Source organism: Psychrobacter sp. 1176_08 (assembly GCF_052850615.1).
Map to the genome: position 1 here is coordinate 202,371 of NZ_VXCU01000007.1, position 25,755 is coordinate 228,125.

The 25,755-nt window shown below is 44.1% G+C and carries 22 protein-coding genes and 1 tRNA gene; 14 read left to right on the forward strand and 9 right to left on the reverse strand.

Features of this window, described 5'->3' with window-relative positions:
* The first annotated feature begins 41 nt into the window (after positions 1–41).
* The 6 genes from dprA to FW759_RS10785 all read left to right on the forward strand — a co-directional run bounded on the left by dprA (position 42) and on the right by FW759_RS10785 (position 6,292).
* On the forward strand, positions 42–1,307 hold the full coding sequence (dprA, locus tag FW759_RS10760) for a DNA-processing protein DprA (RefSeq protein WP_446442990.1): 1,266 nt from the start codon (positions 42–44) through the stop codon (positions 1,305–1,307).
* Between the two features lie 136 nt (positions 1,308–1,443).
* On the forward strand, positions 1,444–2,073 hold the full coding sequence (locus tag FW759_RS10765; RefSeq protein ID WP_446442991.1) for an L-threonylcarbamoyladenylate synthase: 630 nt from the start codon (positions 1,444–1,446) through the stop codon (positions 2,071–2,073).
* Positions 2,074–2,206: 133 nt separating this feature from the next.
* On the forward strand, positions 2,207–2,725 hold the full coding sequence (locus tag FW759_RS10770; RefSeq protein WP_201508288.1) for a GbsR/MarR family transcriptional regulator: 519 nt from the start codon (positions 2,207–2,209) through the stop codon (positions 2,723–2,725).
* A 111-nt stretch (positions 2,726–2,836) separates the two neighbouring features.
* Positions 2,837–3,802 (forward strand): fatty acid desaturase family protein, encoded by a 966-nt coding sequence (locus FW759_RS10775; RefSeq protein ID WP_446442992.1) that lies wholly within the window; start codon positions 2,837–2,839, stop codon positions 3,800–3,802.
* Positions 3,803–3,972: 170 nt separating this feature from the next.
* Entirely contained in the window at positions 3,973–4,947 is a 975-nt protein-coding gene (locus tag FW759_RS10780; RefSeq protein ID WP_446442993.1) for an epimerase, read from the forward strand.
* Positions 4,948–5,143: 196 nt separating this feature from the next.
* Positions 5,144–6,292 carry a metallophosphoesterase gene (locus FW759_RS10785; protein ID WP_446442994.1) on the forward strand — a complete coding sequence of 383 codons (1,149 nt, stop codon included), beginning with the start codon at positions 5,144–5,146 and terminating at the stop codon, positions 6,290–6,292.
* 3 nt (positions 6,293–6,295) lie between these two features.
* Here FW759_RS10785 and FW759_RS10790 read toward each other — a convergent pair whose 3' ends face one another.
* Entirely contained in the window at positions 6,296–7,711 is a 1,416-nt protein-coding gene (locus FW759_RS10790) for an alpha/beta hydrolase (protein ID WP_446442995.1), read from the reverse strand.
* Positions 7,712–8,165: 454 nt separating this feature from the next.
* On the opposite strand from FW759_RS10790, the gene grpE reads away from it, so the two are divergent.
* Positions 8,166–8,765, forward strand: coding sequence for a nucleotide exchange factor GrpE (grpE, locus tag FW759_RS10795; RefSeq protein WP_062845754.1), 600 nt, complete (start codon positions 8,166–8,168; stop codon positions 8,763–8,765).
* Between the two features lie 179 nt (positions 8,766–8,944).
* Complete coding sequence (dnaK, locus tag FW759_RS10800; protein WP_062845753.1) at positions 8,945–10,888, forward strand: molecular chaperone DnaK; 1,944 nt, start codon at positions 8,945–8,947, stop codon at positions 10,886–10,888.
* Between the two features lie 58 nt (positions 10,889–10,946).
* Here dnaK and FW759_RS10805 read toward each other — a convergent pair whose 3' ends face one another.
* Positions 10,947–11,768, reverse strand: a complete 822-nt coding sequence (locus FW759_RS10805; RefSeq protein WP_446442996.1) for a methyltransferase domain-containing protein — start codon at positions 11,766–11,768, stop codon at positions 10,947–10,949.
* Between the two features lie 68 nt (positions 11,769–11,836).
* A complete protein-coding gene (locus FW759_RS10810; protein WP_446442997.1) occupies positions 11,837–13,069 on the reverse strand; it encodes an 8-amino-7-oxononanoate synthase in 1,233 nt (410 codons plus the stop codon).
* 286 nt (positions 13,070–13,355) lie between these two features.
* Between FW759_RS10810 and FW759_RS10815 the strand changes: the two genes are divergently transcribed.
* The 4 genes from FW759_RS10815 to FW759_RS10830 all read left to right on the forward strand — a co-directional run bounded on the left by FW759_RS10815 (position 13,356) and on the right by FW759_RS10830 (position 16,207).
* A complete protein-coding gene (locus tag FW759_RS10815; protein WP_095569447.1) occupies positions 13,356–13,895 on the forward strand; it encodes a porin family protein in 540 nt (179 codons plus the stop codon).
* Positions 13,896–14,099: 204 nt separating this feature from the next.
* Positions 14,100–14,648, forward strand: coding sequence for a porin family protein (locus FW759_RS10820; protein ID WP_443531226.1), 549 nt, complete (start codon positions 14,100–14,102; stop codon positions 14,646–14,648).
* Between the two features lie 188 nt (positions 14,649–14,836).
* Positions 14,837–15,334 carry an NfeD family protein gene (locus FW759_RS10825; RefSeq protein WP_446442998.1) on the forward strand — a complete coding sequence of 166 codons (498 nt, stop codon included), beginning with the start codon at positions 14,837–14,839 and terminating at the stop codon, positions 15,332–15,334.
* Positions 15,335–15,346: 12 nt separating this feature from the next.
* Entirely contained in the window at positions 15,347–16,207 is an 861-nt protein-coding gene (locus tag FW759_RS10830; protein ID WP_062845748.1) for an SPFH domain-containing protein, read from the forward strand.
* A gap of 223 nt (positions 16,208–16,430) precedes the next feature.
* Here the strand turns inward: FW759_RS10830 and hemN are convergent, their stop codons facing one another.
* Both hemN and FW759_RS10840 read right to left on the reverse strand, forming a co-directional pair.
* The gene (gene hemN, locus FW759_RS10835) at positions 16,431–17,972 is read right to left on the reverse strand and encodes an oxygen-independent coproporphyrinogen III oxidase (protein ID WP_446442999.1); all 1,542 of its coding nucleotides are present in this window, start codon (positions 17,970–17,972) and stop codon (positions 16,431–16,433) included.
* Between the two features lie 334 nt (positions 17,973–18,306).
* A complete protein-coding gene (locus FW759_RS10840) occupies positions 18,307–20,760 on the reverse strand; it encodes a penicillin acylase family protein (protein WP_446443000.1) in 2,454 nt (817 codons plus the stop codon).
* Positions 20,761–20,977: 217 nt separating this feature from the next.
* On the opposite strand from FW759_RS10840, the gene FW759_RS10845 reads away from it, so the two are divergent.
* Entirely contained in the window at positions 20,978–22,558 is a 1,581-nt protein-coding gene (locus FW759_RS10845; RefSeq protein ID WP_446443001.1) for a YifB family Mg chelatase-like AAA ATPase, read from the forward strand.
* A gap of 46 nt (positions 22,559–22,604) precedes the next feature.
* Here FW759_RS10845 and FW759_RS10850 read toward each other — a convergent pair whose 3' ends face one another.
* Together FW759_RS10850 and FW759_RS10855 are read right to left on the reverse strand one after the other, a co-directional pair.
* A complete protein-coding gene (locus FW759_RS10850) occupies positions 22,605–23,297 on the reverse strand; it encodes a phosphoglycolate phosphatase (RefSeq protein WP_446443002.1) in 693 nt (230 codons plus the stop codon).
* A 388-nt stretch (positions 23,298–23,685) separates the two neighbouring features.
* Positions 23,686–24,186 carry a DUF4385 domain-containing protein gene (locus tag FW759_RS10855; protein ID WP_446443003.1) on the reverse strand — a complete coding sequence of 167 codons (501 nt, stop codon included), beginning with the start codon at positions 24,184–24,186 and terminating at the stop codon, positions 23,686–23,688.
* A gap of 167 nt (positions 24,187–24,353) precedes the next feature.
* Here FW759_RS10855 and FW759_RS10860 point away from each other — a divergent pair, with 167 nt between their 5' ends.
* On the forward strand, positions 24,354–24,701 hold the full coding sequence (locus FW759_RS10860; protein WP_446443004.1) for a hypothetical protein: 348 nt from the start codon (positions 24,354–24,356) through the stop codon (positions 24,699–24,701).
* An 81-nt stretch (positions 24,702–24,782) separates the two neighbouring features.
* Here FW759_RS10860 and FW759_RS10865 read toward each other — a convergent pair.
* Positions 24,783–24,858, reverse strand: a tRNA-Phe gene (locus tag FW759_RS10865).
* 123 nt (positions 24,859–24,981) lie between these two features.
* Entirely contained in the window at positions 24,982–25,404 is a 423-nt protein-coding gene (locus tag FW759_RS10870) for a hypothetical protein (RefSeq protein WP_446443005.1), read from the reverse strand.
* Positions 25,405–25,755: the final 351 nt, after the last annotated feature.

The window sequence follows — 25,755 nt, forward strand, 5'->3', positions numbered from 1 at the left end:
TAAATAAACCAGCTAAGTCCGCCTGTACGAGATAACTGACTATGACGGCAGTCTCCTCTTTATTGACCGACGATCAGCGCGCCGTATTGGCGCTATGGTTTGAGGTAAACGCCTCTCTCTCCGCCTATCATAAGCTTATTACCTCTTTTGGTCATGCTAGGCTTGCTTGGCAGGCCAAAGTAGAGGCGTGGCGGCAGTTGGGTCTGCATCACACTCATCTTAAACGCCATGAGCAACCTGAACAAACTCGCACAAGTATTGATAATATTCAGCAAGCACTCACAGAAGGGCGTTATGGCCTTCTGTTTGCTGACCAACCTGATTATCCTGCCCAGCTTTTACAAATCTACGATCCACCGCCTTTGTTGTTTTATCGTGGTAATAGAATGCGCTTACAGCAAGCGCAGGTTGCCATTGTCGGTAGTCGAAAACCCACTGCTCATGCCCAAAAAACCACGTTTGATATGGCGCAGTATTTGGCGCAAGCTGGCTATGTTGTCACCAGCGGCCTTGCACTTGGCGTGGATAAACGTGCGCATTCAGGAGCATTGGCACAGGCTGATTCCGACTATCAAGGTCGTACGGTTGGAGTGATGGGGACGGGTATTGATGTGAATTACCCCAATCATCACGACCAACTTTTTACTCAAATTATTGAGAAAGGCGGCTGTATCATCAGTGAGCTGCTACCGCATACTCAGCCGCATAAGCATACCTTCCCTCGTCGTAATCGCTTGGTTGCTGGTCTCAGTTTGGCGACCATTGTGACAGAAGCTGCTGTTCAAAGTGGCTCCCTAATTACGGCACGCCTGACGTCTGAACAAGGTAAACAAGTCTTTGCTGTTCCAAGTCATATTGATAATAATAATGCTGAGGGCTGTCATCATTTGATACGGGAAGGCGCGACGTTGATTTATCATCCGCAACAAGTGATTGAGGATGTGAACAGTCAATTGGCTCACAGTCCTTATTTAGATACTTCAGACACTGATGCTAAAGCACCTACCGTAATTATCAATGACAACCCACTAGAGAACCAAGCGAACCATCTGAGCCACCGTTCCTCTTATTCTACGAGTAAAAATGCTAGCCAATTGTCGCCAGTGAGTATAAAGCCTCAGCGCACTGCTATCGTTATTCCTGAGCATTTGAGCGTGGTTTATGAGCAGCTTGATTGGCATGGACAAGACTTAGATGCCCTCATCATTGCTACTAAGTTAACCGCACCAAGTCTGATAGGACAGTTGATGGAGCTTGAGCTATTGGGCGCAATCAACGTTCAAGGTGGACGGTATTCTCGTAGTTAGCATGATACGTTTCTTTGTAATGAACCAATACTTCATAGCCGTCCGTTAGCTATTTTTTACCGTGACTTACTGAGTCAGTGTGACTGATATGCTATGATTCATATTGACTTCTTTAACATCATAAATGACTGGCACCATGAACCAAATTACTTCCATAACGACCTCTTCTGTCATTCAAGCGGCTGACTGTCTAAAGGCTGGACAACTGCTTGCATACCCTACTGAGAGCGTGTGGGGGATAGGTTGTGATCCTTATAATGAAGCAGCAGTTCAGCAAATTTTGGCCATCAAAAATCGACCTCAAGCCAAAGGTATGATTGTCATCACTGACAGCGTAGAGCGTTTAGCGCCTTTATTAGCGCCATTAAATGAGATGCAGCGCGCTCCAATTTTAGAGAGCTGGCAAACGGACAGCGAGCATACCGACTTACAATATCGGCAGGCTCATACTTGGTTACTCCCGATTCCGCAGGCATTGGCTAACCGTATTCCTGCATGGATAACAGGTCAGCATCCGACAGTGGCAGTTAGAGTCATTGCACATCCGATTATCCGAGGGCTTTGTCAGCAAATAGTCAGTCCGCACAATCCATTTGGATTAGTGGTTTCTACCAGTTGTAATCCATCTGGACAACCGCCCGCCACTACGTTTTCTGAAGCCCATCATTATTTTGGCGAACAAATCAGCTATTTGCAAGCCGATACCTTGGGCTATACGCTCCCAAGCCAAATACGGGATGCAATGACTGGATCAATTTTGCGCTAAAAATACTATGAGTACTTAAAAATATTTTTATTTATTTCAGTCTTGACAGAAATAAAAGAATGGCGCAAGATGGTTCTATGAACAGCTTAAGCAGTCGATCAATACTGTATCCATAATAAAATGAGTATCCATCATGAAACTAAACCCCGTTACTGAAAAATTTATTTTGCACTGGGGTGAGATGGGCTCGCAATGGGGCGTCAACCGTACCATGTCGCAGATTCACGCCTTGTTATATATCATTGGCAAGCCGTTAAATGCAGAAGAGATTACCGAAACGCTTGGGGTTGCACGCTCCAATGTCTCAAATAGCATTAAAGAGTTGCAGCATTGGGGCTTGGTACAAAAAGTCTCAATATTAGGCGATCGCCGTGATCATTTTAGTACCAATACTGATGTTTGGGAGCTGGCACGTATTATCGTGATTGAGCGCCAAAAGCGCGAACTGGATCCAACGGTCCAGTTCTTACAAGAGTTGATGGACAGTCCTGAATTTGAACATGAAAATAATGAGGTAAAGACCCGTATCCGTGAAACGCAAGAATTCGTAGAAACGGTGACTACTTGGTCTTCTGAGATGCTTAAACTACCGACAAACGCACTCAAAAAAATACTAAAGCTGGGTGCCAGTATTAAAAAGGTTTTACGCTAGCAAGAATACGCACGCTTAAAAATAAAAAATTTAGGTATTTATTTCTGTTTTGACAGAAATTAATGAAAATGAATAGGTTCTTTTATTAGCCATAATCAATGGGTGGATAAAATGAAAGCGAACAACACACAAAAATATGGGTATAAACCGTCAAAGATGAAACAGACGATTGGCTCGGTAGAATGGCAAGACTTACGCCACCTCAGTCGGCGCCAAATTACTTACAACGTCATTTTACCTTATCCGCTTTTATTGTTGTCGTGGTGGTTTGCCAGTCAATCATGGTATGTGCTGGCATGCGGTGCCTCTTATTTGTTTTTTGCAGCCGCCTTTCGCCAAGCCCATGATGGCTATCACCGCAGTTTGGGTACAAGTAAACGTGCCACCACCGTGCTATTACTGCTACTAAGTGTATTGCTATTGACCAGCTTGCACAGTATTCGCGCCACTCATATGGGACATCATCGCGACCCGCTGGGCGATAGTGATATGGAAGGCAGTCTGGCAAAGATTTCATGGTGGCAAGCGATGGTAGGTGGGGTGACCTATCGACTGGATATTTATCGCCAAGGGTTACGTCTAAGCAGCCAGCATAATCAGCGTATCATTTGGTTGGAGTTTGGTCTGATTGCTTTGGTCATTATGGTTACCTTAACTTTGATGGGCTTAACGCTTTTCAATGTCTCTGCTATCACCCTGTCAGCACAAGTATTGATGTATCACCTATTAATCATGATATTGGCAAACGCTAGTGTCGGTATTATCGCTGTGTGGGGCGTGCATCATGATTGTGATGAAACGATCGCCCGTACAGAGCGTAACCCAGTGGTCAATTTACTGACTTTCAATCTGCTGTACCACGTAGAGCATCATCTATTTCCTGCCGTACCTTCAAATCATTTACCCGAACTGGCAAAGCGTTTAGATAGGGCCGCGCCGCATTTGACTAAGCAGCATGTATTGCCAGATAAAGCGGTAGTTATAAGTTTTATAGATAGTCGATGGAAAAATATAAAGAAGGTGAGACGCAATAGGAAGGATGAAAATGAGTGTCCAATCCATAAATATTTTGCGTAAATGAATTTAGTGAATTATTTGAATACAAACCTTGTCTTTAGTCTTGTAAGAACATTGCCTTACCAAAGTCATGTAAAAGCCATTTTGACAAGAGGGGCGAAAAAGGACACGATAATTACCAAGAGTTATCTTCTTTAGAATAATGAAAAACACAACGTAAGGATATGACGATGAATATTTTAATCAGTGGTGGCTCAGGGTTTTTAGGAAGTGCGTTTAGTAAAGAGATCACGCAACGTTATCAGAGCATGAATAAAGATTTACAGATCACTTGGCTGACGCGTGACAGCAGTCAAGCGCATCCTGATAATATTGATCTGATGACTTATGACGAATTGGCAACGTCCGACAGAGCTTTTGAAGTTGTTTTAAACTTAGCGGGCGCAGGTATTGCAGATAAACGCTGGAGTGATGACCGTAAAGAAGCGCTGCTTGCCAGTCGAATCAAACCTACTGAATCTCTACTTGCTTACATTGCCAGCACTGGGCACAAACCCAAATTATTGATCAGTGGTTCAGCGATTGGCTGGTATGGTACTCAAGGAGATAAACCTTTAACTGAAAGTAGTGGGTTTGAGACAGATTTTGCTCACAAACTGTGTGATGAGTGGGAAAAACTGGCAGTGAGAGCGACTACCTATGGGGTGCCAGTCGCTATTGTTCGTACAGGTGTGGTTATGCATCCTGACGGCGGTATGCTTGGTAAGCTTTTGACCCCCTTTAAAATGGGTGTTGGTGGACAATTGGGAAATGGTAAACAAGTCATGAGCTGGATAAGCCGTGAAGACTGGGTAGGGGCAGCGATATTTATTATGGAGCAGCATCTTGCCAACCAGACCAATAATCAACAAAGTGTATCGAATGATGACAATGCGCTAGAAACTGACAATAACACACCAGTGACGATCTATAACCTGACGGCCCCCAATCCAGTGACCAATCATACGTTTACCAAAACGTTGGGTTCTCACTTACATCGTCCTACCTTTTTCACTTTGCCAGAAGCCTTACTTAAACTGATGTTTGGGGAGATGTCAACACTGCTTATGGATGGACAAAAAGTATTGCCACAAGCGTTACTTGATGCAGGATATGAATTCAAGCAGCCAACCCTTCGTCAAGCATTGGAAGAACAAAAAGTATGATTTTTTGTTTCACGTGAAACGTTGTTTTAATATCATGATAAATTGTTTCATGTGAAACCTAATAGTGACTTCGTAAGCCTCTACTATTTCTATGTATCTTAGTAGAGGTTTTTCTGTTTGCTCCAAAATTTGCTTCTAACATTATCAAGGTTCATTTTAGCAAAGTAGCTTTAAAAGCAACCCTCAAGGATCGCCCATGCGCTATGTTTTTTTTATCACCATTTTTGCACTATTGCAGCTGTTTAGCCTTGGTACGGCTTTAAGCTTGCAGTGGTGGCTACAACCTTGGGAGATAGGAAACTTACCAACCATCGTGTGGATTGTTATATTTGTTATTACGAATGGCTTGCTACTATTAAGTGTCAAAAGAGTTTTTGCCAATAGCTATCGCTGGATAAGTGGCTGGATGTTGGTCATGCATTTTGTGCTACTGACGGCTTTGCTGACGAGCATATTGTACGGTGCGTATTGGCTCCTAGCCTCATTTATGGGAGATGGAATAAATGTATCTGCTGCAATCGATGAAGACTTACGAGCGTTGGCTTTAGCTATATTTTTAGGATTGTTTGCTTATGCGTTATACAGTGCTTACGTTCCTGTTGTACGTAAAGTGACGATCACTATAGATAAAGTGCTGTCCAAAACCTTGAGGGTTGCGGTAGCCAGTGATTTACACTTAGGAAAGCTGTTTGGTAGTGGGGCGATAGATAGGTTACAACATCTTCTTATGCAGAATAACGCCGATATACTGCTGATGCCTGGTGACATCATGGACGACAACACAGACGCGTTTGTTGATCATAAGATGGCCGTTAATTTAAAAATGCTCTGTGATAGCGTGCCATATGGAGTTTATGCCACGCTAGGCAATCATGATTTGTATGGTCATGAGCAGCCAATCAGCGAGGCATTAAAAAATGCAGGGGTCAAATTATTGAACGATGATGTCGTGAGCATAGAGCACGAAGGCACCCCGATTTGGCTAGTTGGTCGTTTTGACAATCATAAACACCAACGCGTGGCGACGACTGCATTACTGGCGCACGTAGATATCGAACAACCGATTGTATTGCTTGATCATCGACCAAGCGATATTGAGGAACACAGTCAGTTGCCAATTGATTTGCAAGTATCTGGACATACTCATAATGGACAAATCTTTCCTGCCAACTTTATCGTCAGTGCCATCAACCGTTTGGGTTACGGGTATGAAGCCATTGGCAAAGGTCATTTCGTGGTGTCCTCTGGTTATGGCTTCTGGGGTATTCCTTTTCGCTTGGGTTCACGTTCTGAGATTTGGCTCATCAACTTGGTTGGCAATAAAGACAATCAAAAAATTGATTGATTACTACGCGGCTAACTGGACATTCGTACTCAAAAGATCGTGTACGAAGTGTACAAAGCCATCGATGATATCGTTTGTTTCTTGTCCCAAACCATGATGAATACTCATGAGATGAATAAAACCATGCGGTGCCCCAAGGACAGTATGTGTTTTAACGAGGATACCATAACGGTTTATTTGCTCGGCATAAGCAATGGCTTCGTCGCGCAACACATCCAATTCGGCAACGATGACATAAGTGGGGCATACTTTGCTGTTGTCACCAAGCATAGGAGAGTTGAGAACATGGATACGAGGCAATGGACTGTTCTTAAAACAAGCCTCACCAAATACTGCCACATCGGCATGATCCAATAATAAGCCATCACCATACAACTCCCAACTTGGATAATCAGTCTCAATATCGGTGACAGGGTATATAGGCATTTGTGCCAGTGGCTTGGGCAAACGCTCTAATAACTCAAACATCTTTTGCCCGTCGATACCTAAGTCTAGCCAAGCGTTTTGTAATGGCGCGGTCAGCTGCTGTGCCATTAAGGTAGCCAACCCACCACCCGCACTATCACCCGCTAAGACAATCCGTGATGGTAAAGCATTTAACGTATGGCAATTCTCAGCGAGCCAAGCATAGGAAGTAATACAATCTCTGAGCGCCGCTGGAGTAGGGTTCTCAGGCGCTAAGCGATAATCCACACTGACGATTGACCACCCAGTACGCTCACAAACGGTATGGCAAAACTCATGATGGGTATCGATATCACCAATACAAAAACCGCCACCATGTAAAAACAACATGACGGTTTTATCAGGATTGGTAATATGATGTTTTTTTAGACCAATTCTACTAGAGCGCTTGCTCGCTTGATAGCAACGAATCGTCATATCGCCTTCGTCCGCATCGGCAATAACCTTATCTTCCCATCGAACCAGCGTTTGCCCTTTTTTAGTGAAGGGCTTAATGTTGTTGCGCTTGATATTGCTTAGCATGGTATCGCTGGCTTGTTTCCATACTTTTGGCGCTTGCATAGCGACAGCATCGGTCGCAAATTTTTCACGCAGTTCCTGCATCGGCATGAGATCAAGTGGGGTTTTAAGCTTGCGATTGACAGCGAGAATCAGACGAAGATGAGCATTGGCATGCGGATATTGCTCTGCTGTAGGCCCTCCCAGATAGCTCGTTAAATTTTCAAGTACGGGTGCAGGCAGATAGCCCAACCCTTTCATAGCATGATGCAATGTATGAGTCTGGCAACTGGTTAGTGGTTTGTATCTCAATATTTTTTCTTTAATAGTCAGAGGCTTTGCACAAATACGACTGTTTTCTAGATCGCTCTCCATTTGAGCGCTCGTCGCAAGTTTTAGCGTAGTCAATGCCTTATTCAATAGACTGTTGACTGACGATTCTTTTGATTTGAACATAATACTTCTCATAAATGATGGTCAGTACCTGCTGTCTTATCACAGCGGTTACTTTAGTGTAAATCACACTATTTATCATAATGATAGAGGAAGCCATTTCAACACTGCGTGTTTTTTGGTAATAACTTAGGACTTAATAGTAAACGATTGGGAATAACGGCTACCTTTATAAGTGGATTAGTTGTCTGTACTCACAGTTCCTAATGAGACAACATAAGGTTTAGCACCCATTTTGCGCCTTGTTTAAACGGTATTTGTTGCAAATGAGAAAAATTCCTTCGTTTTAGGCTTGAAATTTATGGCCATGACCTTTATCAAGCAGCTAGTAAAGCGCATTCATAAAAACAATGAGTAACAACCGTTAAGCATACAATAAAGGCGCAGAAGAGCTAGCGATTAGCCAATTGACTGTGCCTAATACCAATCGTCATTATTAACATTCTAAGGAGTCATCATGAGCGAGCAAAAGACCAACCACGAATCCCCAGAGCAAAATGTGGCGCATGATAATATTGAGCACAGTGATAGTATTTTAGAAGAGACCATGAAAGAGTTTGATCCAAGAAATAACTCAGATGAAGATCTAACTGTCCACAGTGAGATCGATCTAGACACATTCAAAGCTCGCATTGCTGAGTTAGAAGGCGAAGTGAAGCAGGCTAAAGAAGGCACTGCTCGCGCCAATGCAGAGGCTTATAATGCGCAAAAGCGTATGGAACAAGAAGCCGATAAAAGCAAAAAATTTGCGTTACAAAAATTCGCGAAAGAATTATTAGAAATCGTCGATAACTTAGAGCGTGCGATGGAAAATGCAGATGCCAACGATCCAGTTGCTGAAGGTGTTCAACTAACGCATAAAGCGCTTGTCGCCGTCCTCAACAAAAACGGTGTAGAAGCCGTGGATCCACAAGGCGAAAAATTCAACGCGGACTTGCATGAAGCGGTTGGTATTGATGCAGACGCCGAAGCAGACACCGTCGGGACTGTATTGCAAAAAGGCTACAGCTTGAATGGTCGTCTCTTGCGCCCAGCCATGGTACGTGTCGGACAATAAGATTTTGTGATAAACCCTACTTATATTAGGGTTTATCACAAAAAATCACAGGAAAGACCAATTTTGCTAGATTGTTGACTTGAAAAACGCAACAGACAAACCGATATAAAGCAACAAGTGACCGATAGCGGTCAGCATTTAACACCATTTATATTTAAAACAATTAGGAGTAATTGATTATGGGTAAAGTAATTGGTATTGATTTAGGTACAACTAACTCATGTGTGGCAGTGATGGAAGGTGACAAAGTTAAAGTCATCGAAAACGCTGAAGGCACTCGCACCACCCCATCGATTGTCGCATATAAAAACGATGAAACTTTGGTTGGACAATCAGCCAAGCGTCAAGCGGTCACCAACCCAAACAACACATTGTTTGCGATTAAGCGTTTGATCGGTCGTCGCTTTGATGACAAAGTCGTGCAAAAAGACATCGGCATGGTGCCTTACAAAATCGCCAAAGCAGATAACGGTGATGCATGGGTTGAAATCAACGGCAAAAAATTAGCACCACCACAGGTTTCTGCTGAAATCTTGAAAAAAATGAAAAAAACAGCAGAAGATTATCTTGGTGAAACCGTAACTGAAGCGGTCGTAACAGTACCTGCTTATTTTAACGATTCACAGCGTCAAGCTACTAAAGACGCGGGTAAAATCGCCGGTCTTGATGTAAAACGTATCATCAACGAGCCAACTGCTGCAGCTCTTGCTTACGGTATGGATAAAAAGCAAGGCGATAGCACCGTTGCTGTTTATGACTTGGGCGGTGGTACTTTTGATATCTCAATCATCGAAATCGCTGACGTAGATGGCGAGCAGCAGTTTGAAGTACTTGCAACCAATGGTGATACATTCCTTGGCGGTGAAGATTTCGATTCAGCTTTGATTGATTATCTGGTTGATGAGTTCAAGAAAGACCAAGACGTCAACCTAAAAGGTGACTCTTTGGCAATGCAGCGTCTAAAAGAAGCCGCAGAAAAAGCGAAAATTGAGCTATCAAGCGCGCAAAGCACGGAAGTGAACTTGCCATATATCACCGCTGATAGCAGTGGTCCTAAGCACTTGGTGGTAACGATTAGCCGCTCGAAACTAGAAAGCTTAACTGAAGCATTGGTACAGCGCACCATGGGCCCTTGTAAAATTGCCCTTGAAGATGCTGGTCTAAAAATCGGCGATATCGATGACGTCATCTTAGTTGGTGGTCAAACTCGTATGCCGCTTGTACAGCAAAACGTACAAGAGTTCTTCGGTCAAGAGCCACGCAAAGACGTGAACCCTGACGAAGCAGTAGCAGCTGGTGCAGCGATTCAAGGCGCGGTATTGTCTGGTGACAAAACTGACGTATTGCTACTTGATGTGACGCCATTGACGCTTGGTATCGAAACAATGGGCGGTGTCATGACGCCAATCATTGAGAAAAATACCATGATTCCGACTAAAAAATCACAGGTATTCTCAACGGCAGAAGATAACCAGCCAGCGGTAACGATTCAGGTGTATCAAGGTGAGCGTAAAATCGCTAACCAAAACAAACAGCTTGGTCGTTTTGATTTGACGGACATTCCACCAGCACCACGTGGTCTACCACAGATCGAAGTTACTTTTGACATCAACGCTGATGGCATCATGAACATTTCAGCGAAAGACAAAGGTACTGGTAAAGCGCAAAGCATCCAGATTAAAGCGGACTCTGGTTTGTCGGATGAAGAAGTCGAACAAATGGTTCGTGACGCTGAGGCCAATGCAGCTGAAGATGAGAAATTCGCGAATCTTGCGCAAGTGCGTAACGAAGCAGATGGTCGTATCCATGCGGTACAAAAAGCGTTGAAAGAAGCAGGCGACAAAGTGACTGACGAAGAAAAATCAACCGTCGATACTGCGATCACTGAACTTGAAACAGCGGCTAAAGAAGATGATCATGATGACATCAAAGCCAAGCTTGAAGCATTAGACAATGCTTTCTTGCCAATCAGCCAAAAGATTTATGCTGATAGTGGTGCAGGCGCAGAAGGTATGGATCCAAGCCAGTTCCAACAAGGCGCGGATAATGCAGCAGAAAGCAACCAAGCTGACGATGACGTCGTTGATGCTGAGTTCACTGAAGTAAATGACGATAAGAAATAATATTTCTTAAAGCCAGCTAGTATCAATATAAAAAACGCACCTTTCGAGGTGCGTTTTTTTATGGCTGATAGGCATTGATTATCAATGCCTCATAGGTCAGATAGACGCAAGGCTGCCCGTGGTCATCCTGCCCCGAAAACTTCTGCCAGTACTCACGTTCAAACTGCTGCAAACGTGCTTTTGTCCATGTAAAAGGAGCGGCTTCTGAAGCTTCTCCTGCTCTCAGTAATTGCGTTTGATTGGTTGATACACCAGTCACTTTCATATGCTTGAGTACCTCATAGGGCTTGGTAAATGGTATATCAAAGCGCTGCGTCGATAGCTCAATCTGATCGAATCCATGGTCATGCAATGCGGCTTGCCACGCTGTGATATCTGGATAATGCAGTCCTTGACCAGTAAGGGATTTAATCTGCAAAAAATTATTGGCGGTAAAGGTACTCAGTAATAGCTGGCCGCCTGTTTTTAGCCGCATAGAAGATTGCGATATAAAACGCAGAGGATCATCAAACCACTGTATGGCATTGGCACTGATAATTAAGCTATGGTTTGCATCCAAATCCATGGTTTCAGCATCACCAATACGCAGCTGAGCTGTGGGCAATATGGATTGCAAATGGGCAGTTTGCTTTGCGCACAGCTCGTTAATGATCCAGCGTTTACTTTGTAACGATGTTGCTAATAACTGAGTCATTTGTCCTGTACCTGCGCCTACCTCAAGCACACTGTCTTGAGACCGATGCGCGATACGAGCCAGTAGGTCTTGGCAAACATGTTGTTGAATATGAGCATGCTGATCATAGGTATTGGCTTGGGAAAAATGACGAGCGATGGTCTGCTTGCGGGCACTCAAATCAGACCAAGGAGTAGGGTTTTCCATCATGTTCATTCAATCCGAAATGGTGTAAATGGTTACGTGAGCCATATCATTGATAGGGTTTATATCAATTATAAATGTTCAATCAAACGCGCGCAGTCTGCCGTGGTTATTTTGGCATTCATCACCAAGCGAATGCGCGCGGTATTGGCAGGAACGGTAGGCGGTCTAATGGGCAGGGCATAAAATCCAGCTGCCTGTAACTGCGCTGCTTTAGTGATGGTTTTGGCATTATCGCCCAAGATATAAGGCACAATAGGGGATTGATAAGACACGTCTTGTGGCGCTGATGAGGCTCGATGTGAGGGGCTAATGGCGTGGCCAAGTTGGACAGATATCTGAGCCAGATGTTGTCTGCTTGCTTGCAGTTCTGGCATTTTTGCCAAAATAAAACGGGTCCATGCATGATTTATCGGTGGTAACGCTGTACTAAAGATAAGCGGGCGCATGTGATTGACCAACCATGACTTCACAGTGTCATCGCATAAGATATAAGCGCCAATCGAAGCGAACGCTTTACCAAATGTACCCACCACATAGTCAATATCAGCAAGCGTTTGCGTTTCTTCTGCGAGCCCGCATCCTTGCTTACCTAGCACACCGACAGCGTGCGCTTCATCTACATAGAGCTCAATGCGAGCATCTTTGGCTTTTAAACGTACTAAGGCTGGCAAATCTGCGCGGTCACCATCCATACTAAAAATGCTTTCAGTGATGATAATAATACGCTCTACAGTATCTTCAGCTTGCGTCAGTAGCATTGCCAAATGTTCATAGTCATTGTGACGATAGCGCCGATAGGTACACGCTTTGTTTTGGCTTAAGCGAATACCATCGATGATACTGGCATGTACCAGTTTATCTGCCAAAATAAGTGTTTTGATAGGCAGTGCTGTTAAGGCAGGCAAAATACCAATATTGGCGTGATAACCACTGTTTATAACCAACGCTGCCTTTTTACTGGCGCTGTCTTTTTCACCTGCTGCCATTTCATACCATTGCTCCAGCTCTTCTTCTAATAGTTGTAGCTGCGCATCATTCCCTGTCAAAAGACGTGACGAAGTAGCGCTCATCTTGGGACAGTCAGCAGCAGGCAGCTGTTGTAAGTATTCAAAAAACTCATGCTGTAGTGCGGTGTCACCGCCCAGCCCCAAATAGTCGTTACTGGCAATATTGAGGAGCGTTTTACCATCACTAATGACATGACGTCCTTGATGCTTAAGATTGGGCAGTTGACGGTACTGTTGCTGGTCTTTTAACTGAGCAAGTTCAGCTTTTAATCGGTCATGTATAGGAGCCAGCATAATGAAGTGTCCTTTGATATTTTCTGAGCTAAGAGCAATAGATGATATAGCGAGTAGGAAGTATTGCACAAAATCAAGAGATGTAACAGAAAGTTTCATATCTCAGTGTTTGTAACCCACACACTGATAAATACTTTCAAATCTTAACTCTCATACCATCAAACACTGACAGATTGTTTGAAATAGTTTGTTACTATGTACTCATCGTTAGCAAACAAGGCGATGCGGTTAAAAGACCAATATAAATAGATAACTTGTTTGTCAAAACTTTTCTAAGGAGCTAACAATGAAAACTCTACAAAAAACACTACTTGCAGTAGCAGCCGGTTCTTTACTAAGTATGGGTGCTCAAGCAGCTGTCTCTTATGGCAATGGCTACACTGGTCAACCATACGTTGGTGCAAAAGTAGGTCAGTTCGATCTAGACGTTGATGGCGCTGATGATCCGACTGCTTATGGTATCTATGGTGGTTACAACTTCGATCCTAACTTCGGTATTGAAGCTGAGTATGTTGGTTCAGACGACGCTGACTACAGAGGCGGCGATATCGATGCTAAAACATACGGCGCTTACGGTACTTACCGTTATGCTTTCCCAAACACAGGCTTATACGCAAAAGGTAAGCTAGGTGTTGCTAGAACTGAAGTAGAATCTAACTATAACGTTGGTCCAGTTAACGTATCACAGTCAGATAAAGATACCAATCTTGCTGGCGGCGTAGGCCTTGGTTATTCAGTGAATCCTGACTTCAGTGTTGAAGCTGAGTATGACATGCTAGGTAGTGACGCAGACCTAATGACGGTTGGCGCTCAACTAAAATTCTAAGTATTTAGTAAGCCATAAAGTATAAAAACGATCACTTTAAGTGGTCGTTTTTTTTGCGTATAAAAAATATTTTAAAACACATGTTTACTTTAAAAAATAATTTGGTATTATACCGTCACTACTAATTACGAATGAAAAATAGTTGAGTAGTATTTGATATTAAACAAATTATTTGCTTATTGCACCCAAGGTTGAGAATAGTTTATGAAAAGTCTACAAAAAGCTTTACTTGCAGTAATCGCCGGCTCAGTAATGACGATGAGCGCACAAGCAGCAATGAATTATGCTGGTCAGCCTTACGTAGGTATCAAAGCTGGTAAGTTTATGGTAGATGATAGTGATCTAGACGATCCTACTGCTTATGGTGTTTATGCTGGTTATAACTTCGATTCTAACTTTGGTGCTGAAATTGAGTATGTAGGTTCTAATGACGTTGATGTTGATACAGGTCTTAGTGGTGTCAATGCTGACTATAATCTAAAAACTTATGGTGCTTACGGTACTTACCGTTATCAGTTCCCTAATACTGCTCTATATGCTAAAGGTAAATTAGGTTTTGCTAAAGCTGAGATCGATGTTTCTGTAGATAATGTTTTAGGATACTCTGCGAGTTCGAGCGAGAGTGATAGTGGTGTTGCTGGTGGTATCGGTTTGGGTTATAACTTTAATCCTAATGTGAGTGTTGAAGCAGAATATGACTATGTTGCTGAAGACGTGACTCTATTGACTATTGGTGCACAATACAAATTCTAAACCTTTAGTAAGTTATAAAGTATAAAAACGATCACTTTAGGTGGTCGTTTTTTTTATGTTAATACCCTTTTTATAAATAAATTTTTCGTAGTGCGCGTAGCGTATATTAATGATTGTTAAGAAATTATAAAGTCCAAAAGTGTGTTACATTAAAAACTGGAATGGCAACGATAGGGAAGGTGGCAATTATGGAAACTCTATGGATGATTGAACCGTGGCATTGGCTGGTACTGGGTTTTATATTGCTGATTATTGAGATGTTTGTGCCAACGTTTGCAAGCCTTTGGTTTGGGGCGGCTGCCATTATTGTGGCGGCGCTGACTTGGTTACTCCCTATTTCTATTTCTGTTCAAATCATGGTTTGGTTGATACTGTCTGCTGTCTTCTTGGTGGTTTGGTTCAAGTTTGTGAAGCCGTTGTCAGTAGATCGCACTAAAGCCGGATTGGGTGGCAGTGTCATCGTTGGCGAAACAGGTATGATTGTCGTACAACCTCTACCTGATAGAGCAGGTGTCGTACGTTTTAGCGTACCGATTGTCGGCGCGGCGGAATGGATGTGCCGTACCACAGGAGAGACGATAGCAGTCGGTGAGCGGGTCGTGGTCACAGATATTGTGGGTAACGAGCTGGTTGTGAGTAGTATGAAATCGCAAGCTGTCATCAATAAAAACATGCACGTACAATAATAGGGGTGAGATATGGAAAGCTTTAGTATTGTCATGATCGTACTGGTTGCGCTGGTTGTGTTCACTATTTTTAAAGGGGTTCGAATCGTACCGCAAGGGTATAAATGGGTGGTACAGCGCTTGGGTAAATATAGCCAAACGTTAGAACCAGGCCTAAACCTGATTATTCCTTTTGTTGATGATGTGGCGTATAAAGTCACGACCAAAGACATCGTATTAGATATCCCATCACAAGAAGTGATCACTCGAGACAACGTTGTGATTATCGCCAATGCGGTTGCCTATATTAATATTGTCCGTCCTGATAAAGCGGTCTATGGTATTGAAGATTATGAGTATGGCATTCGTAATTTGGTACAAACCTCATTACGTTCAATCATCGGTGAGATGGATCTAGATAATGCCTTGTCTAGCCGAGATGAAATCAAGGCCAAGCTCAAACATGCCATCTCAGAAGACATCTCTGATTGGGGTATTACCCTCAAAACCGTAGAAATTCAGGACATCAACCCTTCTGATACTATGCAAACGGCGATGGAAGAGCAGGCAGCAGCAGAGCGCCAACGCCGTGCGATAGTGACTCGTGCCGATGGTCAAAAGCAAGCTGCTATCTTAGAAGCGGACGGCCGTCTAGAAGCCTCGCGCCGTGATGCAGAAGCGCAAGTGGTGCTTGCCAAAGGGTCTGAAGAGTCGATTCGACTCATTACCAATGCGATGGGTGACGAAGAGATGCCGATTGTTTATTTGTTGGGTGAGCAGTATATTAAAGCGATTCGTGAGTTGGCAGAATCTGACAATGCAAAAATGGTGGTGTTACCGGCCGATATTTTGAGTACGGTAAAAGGCATGGTCGGTGATAAGTTAAAAGTATAAATCAGATATAGCAATGCTAAAAAAAGACCTCACTTGAGGTCTTTTTTGTGGCTGATATAGTCAATCCAAAGTAAAAGTAGTACGTGAGATCGTAACGATCTACTGGTATAAATGCTTCTCGCTAGCTGTTCCCAAGCGTGACAGATGCTTCGAAAAATTCATCCCAGTAGATCTGTGCCATTTTTAAAATGGATTGGCTATAGTAGCTTAAAGTGTCATTTTTCTAAATGACTTTCGAAAAACGGTTTTTGTGTGTTTTATCAAGATATTCATCAAATACCATTGCGACGTTGCGACCAAGTAGGCGACCTCTGGGTAAGACACGAATACCTGCGGCATCCATATCAATGAGGCGATCTGACTGCATTTCACCCAATTGTTGAATCTCATTAATAAAATAGGTAATCGCATCGATACCGAACTTTTGATTCACATCTTTGAAGTCGATATAGTCGTGACACAGCAAATTCATGATGACGTATTCACGCAAGCGATCTTTAATTGAGGTTTTGATGTATTTGACCGCAGGCATGACCATAGGGTTGTTTTTTGCGGCATCAATGTTAGTCTGATAAGCGTCCAAGTCGGTATCGTTTTGTAGAATATAGCGAGTATTGGCATTGGCAATCTGGCTGATAGAGGACACGCCAAAACCGAGTAAGTCACAGTCGCCCATGATTGTATAACCCTGAAAATTACGATGTAACTTGCCTTCGCGCTGAGCCACTGACAGCTCATCATCAGGCTTGGCAAAATGGTCGATTCCAATGTACTGATAACCAGCTTCTGTCAGGGTATTGATGGTATTGCCAAGCATCGCAAGTTTGGCCGCTGGGTCTGGCAAATCTGTGTCTTTAATTTGGCGTTGGGCTTTAAAGCGCTCAGGCAAATGCGCGTAATTAAACACGGACAGACGATCGGGTGACATCTCAATGATGCGGCGCACGGTACTGTCTAGCGTTTCTGGTGTTTGATGCGGCAGACCATAAATGAGATCGATATTGATGGAGTGAAAACCCAATTCGCGTGCCTCATTTAAAATATTTTCAATTAATTCCGCAGAATGTACCCGATTGACCGCAATTTGAACCGCCTCCTCTAAATCTTGTACCCCCAAGCTGATGCGATTAAAACCAAGGCTGCGTAGTACCTTTAGCGTGTCATCACTCAGCTCACGTGGGTCAATCTCAATGGAGTAATCACCTTCCTCTTCAGGCAAAAATTCAAACTGGGTCTGTAAAAATGTCCACAGCTGAGTTATTTCTTCATTCCGTAAAAACGTGGGTGTACCGCCGCCCAAATGCAGCTGCTTTACCAAAGGCTTGCGGCCATCCTCAGACGTGGATAATAAACGACGCTTATGTTTGATTTCAGCGATCAAATACTGCAAGTAATCCCCTGAATCGCTATTTTTTTTGGTGATGATTTTATTGCAGGCGCAGTAGTAGCAAAGATGACGACAAAACGGAATGTGAAAATATAAAGACAAGGGGGCACGCGTTTCACGATTTTGAAGGATTTTGGTCTCAAGTCCATTGGGAATAGGGGTGAACTCTAGAGCGGTTGGATAAGACGTGTAGCGTGGCCCTGAACGGTTGTATTTATTGATAATCGTTTCATCGAAAGGGGGCAGTTGCTTAGTCGTGATACTGCCGCGTGTACTGGCATAAGGGCTTTCTATTTGCACAACTGGGCGCGTGGTCGACGGTTGCTCTTCCGCACGATTGTAAGGTTGCGGATCATTTCGTTCTGAGTGGTCTGTCATGCGGTATTCCTTGTTTTGACTCTAGGATGGTGACTTATATAGTCAGTGAAAAGTAATATCGATACATCATGCATGGTTGATATCAATTTTCTTGCTTGCTGCGTGTGCGCAGATAGAGGCTGCAAAAATTGATATGAGCCGTACCGTAGCGCTTTTATTGTTCTTTAACTATATATCATCAATGGCTACATACAGAGCGACCATTATAGCAAATCCTTATTTGCAGTGGGGTGGTCAGCATGTGTCCTTCTTTATTAAAGATATTGTTTTCCTTAATTCAAAAAACCCCAGCGTTGAGCTGAGGTCTTTGTCTTTCGTTTGAATTTTGCGACTGCTATTCTCTTAATTGAATTGGGTTACCAACGGCTTTATTGTTGATTTCAGCCTTGCTAAAGGGCAGGCGAATCCAGTCTTTGGCTGAGTAGCGCTTTGTTTGATCGCGATGATAAGGTCGCGTGCTATCTGCTGATTGTGAGTAAGCCAATAGCGCTTCTACAACAGGGCCTTGACTATCAAATGTCACGGTCTGCATATAGGTTGGCCCTGTATTGATAGGTTTGTAAGTACCATCATCGTTGAGACCTGGACCTTGAGCCACGTTAAACACGCCTTCACGTCCAAGTCCGCCATGCATCGCAATCTTTGTATCGTTGTTACCTGCATCAATGACGTATTGCAAATCTGCCAAAGACGCATCAAGAGCGATGTTTTTGGTGTTGAAGAAAGCAATCGAATCGCCGAGCGCCTTACGTGTATTGTCATCAATAATAAGACCACGCGGCGTATTCACAGGGTCATTAACGTCGAATTTTACGCTAAAGGCATTGTCAGTGGTTTCATCGAATTTGACCTTGCGCCAAAACTCTCTGAACACATGAGCGCCTTTACTATCAAGATTGTTACGGCGGTCCCAGTTGCTAAGTACAGAACAGGCTTGAGTGGCGTCAATTGTACCACCACTGCTCAATGGCAACGCTGGGTTGGCTCGGCAGTCTGCCAACACATCATCCAGTACCAGCTCGGCGACATAGCTGCGGTTGCCATAGACAACGTCTTGCAAGTTATCTAGGTTAAAGGTACTGCCACCAAGGTTGTCTTTATTACTTAAGCGGTCAGCTATCTGAGTTAACCCCATGCGAGTACGCATCAATAGTGGCACCCCATTGACAGGATTTGGCCCTAAGAAGGGTACTAGGTGACGACGCAATAGAGGTGAGAAGCCAGTCAATGGCTGCTTAGGATTGCTTAGCCAGTAGCTGTCATTTGAGTTGGCCACATAGTCATCACGAATTAAAAAAGGCAAGTTTGAGCGGCCAAAAATGCCTGCTTGCGGCGAGTCGGCGTCATTGCCCCATTCACAGTCAGCGGTACTACCATTGAGCGCTGGCAAGTCTGAAGCAATCAATGCGCCAAGGAATGGACCTGCATTGGCGCTACAAGCCTCTAGTTGCTGCTTGGTGACGTGCGGTACGGTTGAGATATCTGCATACAAGGCTTTGCCGTAGCGGTCAGTAGCAATGGTATTGACAAACCCAAGGCCAAGCGTATCCTGCATTCTATCGACCAAATCCTCCACACTTTTTGCTTGGTTCATACTGCGCCATTGATTGAGTGCGCGTGGGTTTTCAGATGCGGCATCACGAATGGTGAAGGCTAAGTTATTGGCGCCCCATGTGGGCAGTTGGCTATTGAGTAAATTGGCGGCAAGCATCGGCCCATACTGCGACAGATAGATAGGGCGAACCAACGTCTGATTGTCTGGCAGTTGGATGGTGACAGGCACTTGTTCGATATCGCGCTGCTCAAAGACACCTTCACTGTTTTTATAATTGTACTTCATCGGATCCCCATTGACCAAACTAAGCTGGTAAAGGGTAAACCGCTTGGCCGTAGAGACGGTATGACTCCATGCCACGTCTTTATTAAAGCCAATATTGGGGAAGGGCTGTCCTTGTTGTGCAACACCCATGACATCAAGCTCGCCTGGCATGGTTAAATGAAACTCATAAAAACGCTGCACGCCCTCCCATGGTTCATGAGGGTTGCCATATAGCACACCGCTGTCAGTGCCAGTGACTTCGCTACCAAACGCATAAGCGTTGCTGCCACCATTCATCACATTGATTGTAGACATATCGAACTCAACGTCTGGCTCTGGGCCAACGGTACGCATTCGACTGCTGCTCATGACGGCATCTTGATTGGGAGGCGCTGCAGCGACGATTGGACCGACAAAGTTAGATAAGCCGCCGCGTAGGTTGGCTTTGCCATAGAGTGCTAGTAAGTCGTCAATGGTGATTTCACGTACCCAGTCAGCCCCTGCGCAATCAGGATCAATATTATCAACCCCTTTGTCACGTAGGTATCGGCTATAACCGGCTGCATAGCCTGTGACGGCGTCGACTACTTGTTTGTCTTGTGCGGCCAAGAAGGTCGCACGTCTTTCGGAAGAGTTATACCAAGTATAAAAAACATCGCTTGCCACGTTGCCTTGATCGCCCAGATACAACATGCTTTGACCTTTGGCAACGACGATTTCACGTGCGAGCGAGCAGATATTGTCTTCGGCGAAGGCATAACCTACGCCATAGCCCAGTCCTTTGTAATCACTGGCCGTAATATGGGGTATACCAAATTCAGTCCGCTGTATATCTGCTGAGTAAGTTTGTTGAGGAGGAGTCGAGTTGTTATCGTCGTCATCTCCAAAACAACCAGACAGTCCTATTGAGACCGCCACTGTAATAAACGCGAGTCTAGGCACGCGCCGATTAAGCACTTGAATGCTCATAAGCTTATCCATCCATGGTTAAGTAGGGTTGTATAAAGCTGCAGAAAAACAGCCATCATTGAGCTTTATATGATCAATAAAATCCTTTTATTGCCCATTTATCATATAACAATTTTTGATGTCTACGCCAGTAAATAAATCGAGCCTTAAAACACGACATTTGCGCACTAATCCATAATACTTTATCATCATCCTCTACCTACATTAGGAAGCCATCATGTCGTTTGCTCAAGTTTATACCCGTTCAGTCGTTGGTTTGCATGCACCCAAAGTCATCATTGAGGTACATTTATCACAAGGCTTGCCAGCTCTCACCATCGTTGGCCTGCCTGAAGCGGCGGTACGAGAAAGTAAAGATCGCGTGCGTTCTGCGATTCTTAATTCTGGTTTTCAGTTTCCCAATCGGCGTCTAACGATCAATCTGGCACCCGCTGACTTGCCTAAAGATGGTGCTCGTTTGGATTTGCCCATTGCGATAGGTATATTGGCGGCAAGCGGACAGTTATCACCAGACGTGCTATTAGGGTTTGAGTTTATTGGTGAGTTGGCACTCAATGGCGAGTTGAGACAAGTAACTGGTAGCCTGGCAGTAGCAAGAGCAATCAAGGCTGAAGGATTGGCACTTAAAATGTCGCAAGCAATCGAGGATAAAGGCGAATCGTACAGCCCAACACTACCGGCATTGCAAGCGACGCCGCACCTCATTGTACCGAGCCACAATGGTGCTGAAGCCAGTCGAGTTGACGGCATAACAATACTCGCCGCACCTAGCTTAAAAGACGTTTGTGACCATTTACAGTCTTTATCAGGTGTTATAGATTCTGACAGGCAATTGCAGGTAGTGCAGCCAAGTCCTGCGCCACAGCAAGTTGGCTATCAAGTGGATTTAGCTGATGTGAAAGGCCAGCATCATGCGAGGCGCGCGCTGGAGATTGCGGCAGCAGGTGGGCATTCATTGCTATTCAAGGGGCCGCCCGGTTCGGGCAAAACATTAATGGCTTCACGACTACCGACCATCTTGCCAGATTTGAGTCCTGAGGATGCGTTAGAAGTTGCCAGCACGTATTCGGTTGCCGATAGCAATTATGATTATGGCACCAGACCCTTTAGACAAGTGCATCACACCATATCAGCAGTGGCATTGGTTGGCGGCGGCTCACGTCCCAAATCTGGTGAGATTACACTCGCCAATAAAGGCGTTTTGTTCCTTGATGAGTTGCCAGAGTTTGATCGGACTGTACTGGAAGTATTGCGCCAACCCTTAGAAGCTAAGCAAATCACCATCAGCCGTGCCAACTCTCAAATGACTTTTCCTGCTAATTTTCAGTTGGTGGCGGCGATGAATCCATGCCCGTGTGGTTACGATGGCGATACCTCAGGGCGCTGTCGCTGTCGACCCGAGCAGATCAGACGTTATCAAGACAAACTATCAGGTCCGCTACTGGATCGCATTGATTTGCATATTACGGTACCTGCGCTACCAATTGCAGATTTGCAAAATGCTCAAGCAGGAGAAACCTCTGAGCAAGTGCGCGCTCGGGTCGCGGCGGCTTATGAGTATCAATTGAAGCGACAGCAGAAAGTGAATAACGAGCTTAGTCCTAGTGAGATTGATCAATACATACAGTTAGGTGACAACGAACAGCAATTATTACAACTCGCGCAGCAGCGCCTAAATTTATCGGCGCGTGGTTACCATCGCGTCCTAAGAGTGGCACGGACGATTGCCGATCTTGCGGCGAGTGTCGATATCACAAGCGCGCATGTGTCAGAAGCACTCAGCTATCGTGGTAAATAATAACCACCGTTTGAGAGTTAGTATTTATAGTGTAACTTTTGATAAATTAAGCGTTATTTTGCATAATCCAATCCACCAAGTCTGCAAAATGATCAAACGCTTCAGTCGGGTTTAAATCGCGGATATCTTGCCCGTAGTTATAACCATAAGACAGACCAAGCGTGTCCATATTGGCGTTTTGACCCGCCAATATGTCATTTCTAGAATCACCAATCATCACTGCTTGGGCGACGCTGATGTTTAGAGCTTCGCAGACGTGCAATAGGGGTGCTGGATCGGGTTTTTTGGTAGGCAGACTATCACCGCCCATCACTTCACTAAACAGGTCTTGCCAGCCAAACGTTTGCAAGATTTTTGGGACAAAACGAATGGGCTTATTGGTTACCAAAGCAAGCGTGTAACCCGCGGCATGCAGTTTTTTTAGGCCGCTATCGACATCAGGATAGGCGATGGTTTTGCTACCACCAATATTAGTATACGCCTCAAAAAACAATTGCTCGGCATGATCGGCTTCCTCGACCGTTAGATCGCCTTCTGCCACGTCTACCTTGCCAACCAAAGCGCGTTCAACGAGTAGACGCGAGCCGTTCCCTATCCAATTGCGTATCGTGTCGATAGGGTAGGTATCTTTGCCAAGTGTGGTCAACATCGCGTTGGTCGCATCGGCCAAATCGGGTACACTGTCAATTAGTGTGCCATCAAAATCAAAAATCAAAAGCTTTTTACGATCTAGATTCATTATTATTTTTCCACGTTATATTATTAGGTATTTATTTTTTATGGTCGACCCTAAATAAACCAGACACATTATATGCCAACGCTAAACTGGTATAAATTTTTCTTGTTTGCTGTACCTTCGCAGACAGAGGCTGCGAAACTTCTCGTTTAAAGATATAAGCATTCCAGTCACGCTGGCTTATTTTTATATTGAACTTACTATAGTTTATTGACCACAGTTGACTGACTACAGTGTTCAGCTATCATTACCTTAGCATAATGAGTCACTAAGACTGATTTTTTTAATAGGGGCTATTTTTTCAGCAGTCACGATTGTTTTTAACAATGACTGAGTGTTTTAAAGGTAACGTTATGGTATCAATGATACTTTTCTGCTTACTCAGTTTTACTTATTCAACGTCTTTATAGCGCTCGCGATGGGCTTTTTTCATTTTTAAATAGTCTTTATTCTCACGGCATTCGTCCCATTTCGCTTTAAAAATACGTGCTGATTCTGCCTTGATTGGGTCTTCGACTTGCCGAGGCAGCTCGTCGCGTCCATGCGCACCGCTTTGACCTTTTTTATCATCGGGTACAGGGCCTTTGTATTTTTTGCCGCCTTTGTGGTTGGCATAACGACGCGCACGGGTATAACCCATTTGAATAAATTTACGCGCCATGTCCGCACCGACAAAATCATCCGCTGCCAGATAATCTAAAAACATCTGATAGATCGTCTCACTGCTCTCGTGGGCAATGTCAGGCGTGGCAAAGCGCCAGTATGGCAGTATTTCAGACTTATAAGGCTCAACCAATAAGACGCCTTGCTCACCGCGCCCGACACGATATAGCTCAGGCTGCGCCCGTAAATCTAAATGCTTATAATCCAAATCGTAATCAAACTCTCTCATCACATCACCTGCTAAGACCATGGATATTTAGTATACTGAGCCAAGCGGTTGAAAAAACAGGCCAAAAATGTTGTGCAGCTGTGACAATTTGAGCGTTATTTGCAGACGAGTTGTTATAAAATACGGCAAGCGTGCCAGCGTAATCAATAATCAGGACTCCATCGATCATGAATAAAATACTGACCCTTTGCTCGTCTTTTATGAGGTCGTCAAGAATTGGCATCACCATGTCGGCAATGTTGACGGTAGGGACTTTAGCGACGCCAGTTGCCCATAGTGCGTGGTTCGAAAATCTAGTACCGCAAGGCGAGACCTACACAGTCAGAGAGATTGATCGTGATTTGGCGTTTGTCATTGATGGGTTTATCTATGATGCCCGTAGCTCTTGCTTCCTAGCTGTGGGTGATCGAGTGGTGTTTTTTGAAGGGCGTCACGGTATTGATTACCGCGCAACGATTTATGATTTGGACTCACGCGAGCGCTGCGAGGTCTTGTTGCGAAGACGCTTGTCGTAACCAGTATTGCTTAAAATATTTCAGACATAAAAAAAAGCCCCAAACATCGCTGTTCGGGGCTTTTTAGAATCTATTAACGAATGGTGGCTCGAGGCAGGATCGAACTGCCGACACACGGATTTTCAATCCGTTGCTCTACCTACTGAGCTATCGAGCCGTCTTCGTTGAGGACGCTATTAAACTAAATATACGTGCCACTGTCAAGCTATTTCTGCATTATATATGATAAAAGATCATAAATAATTTGATTTGGTCAAAATCAATGGCTTTTTTGCCTCATTTAGCCTTTAACCCGCAGTAGTTCGTACTCGCTCATAATGCGATGAATATCGGCATCGGCAGGGACAAATTCACGGACGCCTTTTTTGACCTCGGCATCATAGACCAGTTTTATGAACTTTGCATCGATGGCGCGGTCGCGGTTTTGCGGATGGACGGTCAGGTATTGCAAACGTTTGGCATCGGTTTGTCCATCGTCGAAACAGGCAACAGCGGCGATCGGTTTGTCATTGAACATACCGACGTAGAGATATTGCCCGCGTTTAAAACCTTGCTCAACGAGACTTAAGACTTCTGCGCCACTAGGCTGCGCATCATCACTGTCATATAAGGCGTGCAGACGCTCTGATAGCTCATTCTTGCGCGCAGGCTTTTTAATCAGGGGCGTATCCAAGCTATTGATGGCAATCGCTTCTAAAGGCATGTGAATTCCTATAAACAGACCGTTTTTATAAGCCAGTACAACGCGGCGTGATAGAGTCGGTGATGATTGATTGAGTTTAGGTGATGATTGATTAAATTAAAGTCACTATTTTAGCAGAATGACATAAATTTGTGCGTGGTTTGACGCTTGGTCGTGGCAGTAAATGTTAGGGTTTGCTATGATGAGGCTAAGTAATATGTCATACGTACAAACCCTAATATATTGATATTATTTGTATATATCATTTTTTGCTGATGCTGATCGAAGCACTAGCGGCGAGGTAATATACAGTAATGGGCGATATTTTGTCCTATTTATAATTGACCGCTTTTCACTGATAAAAAACGGATA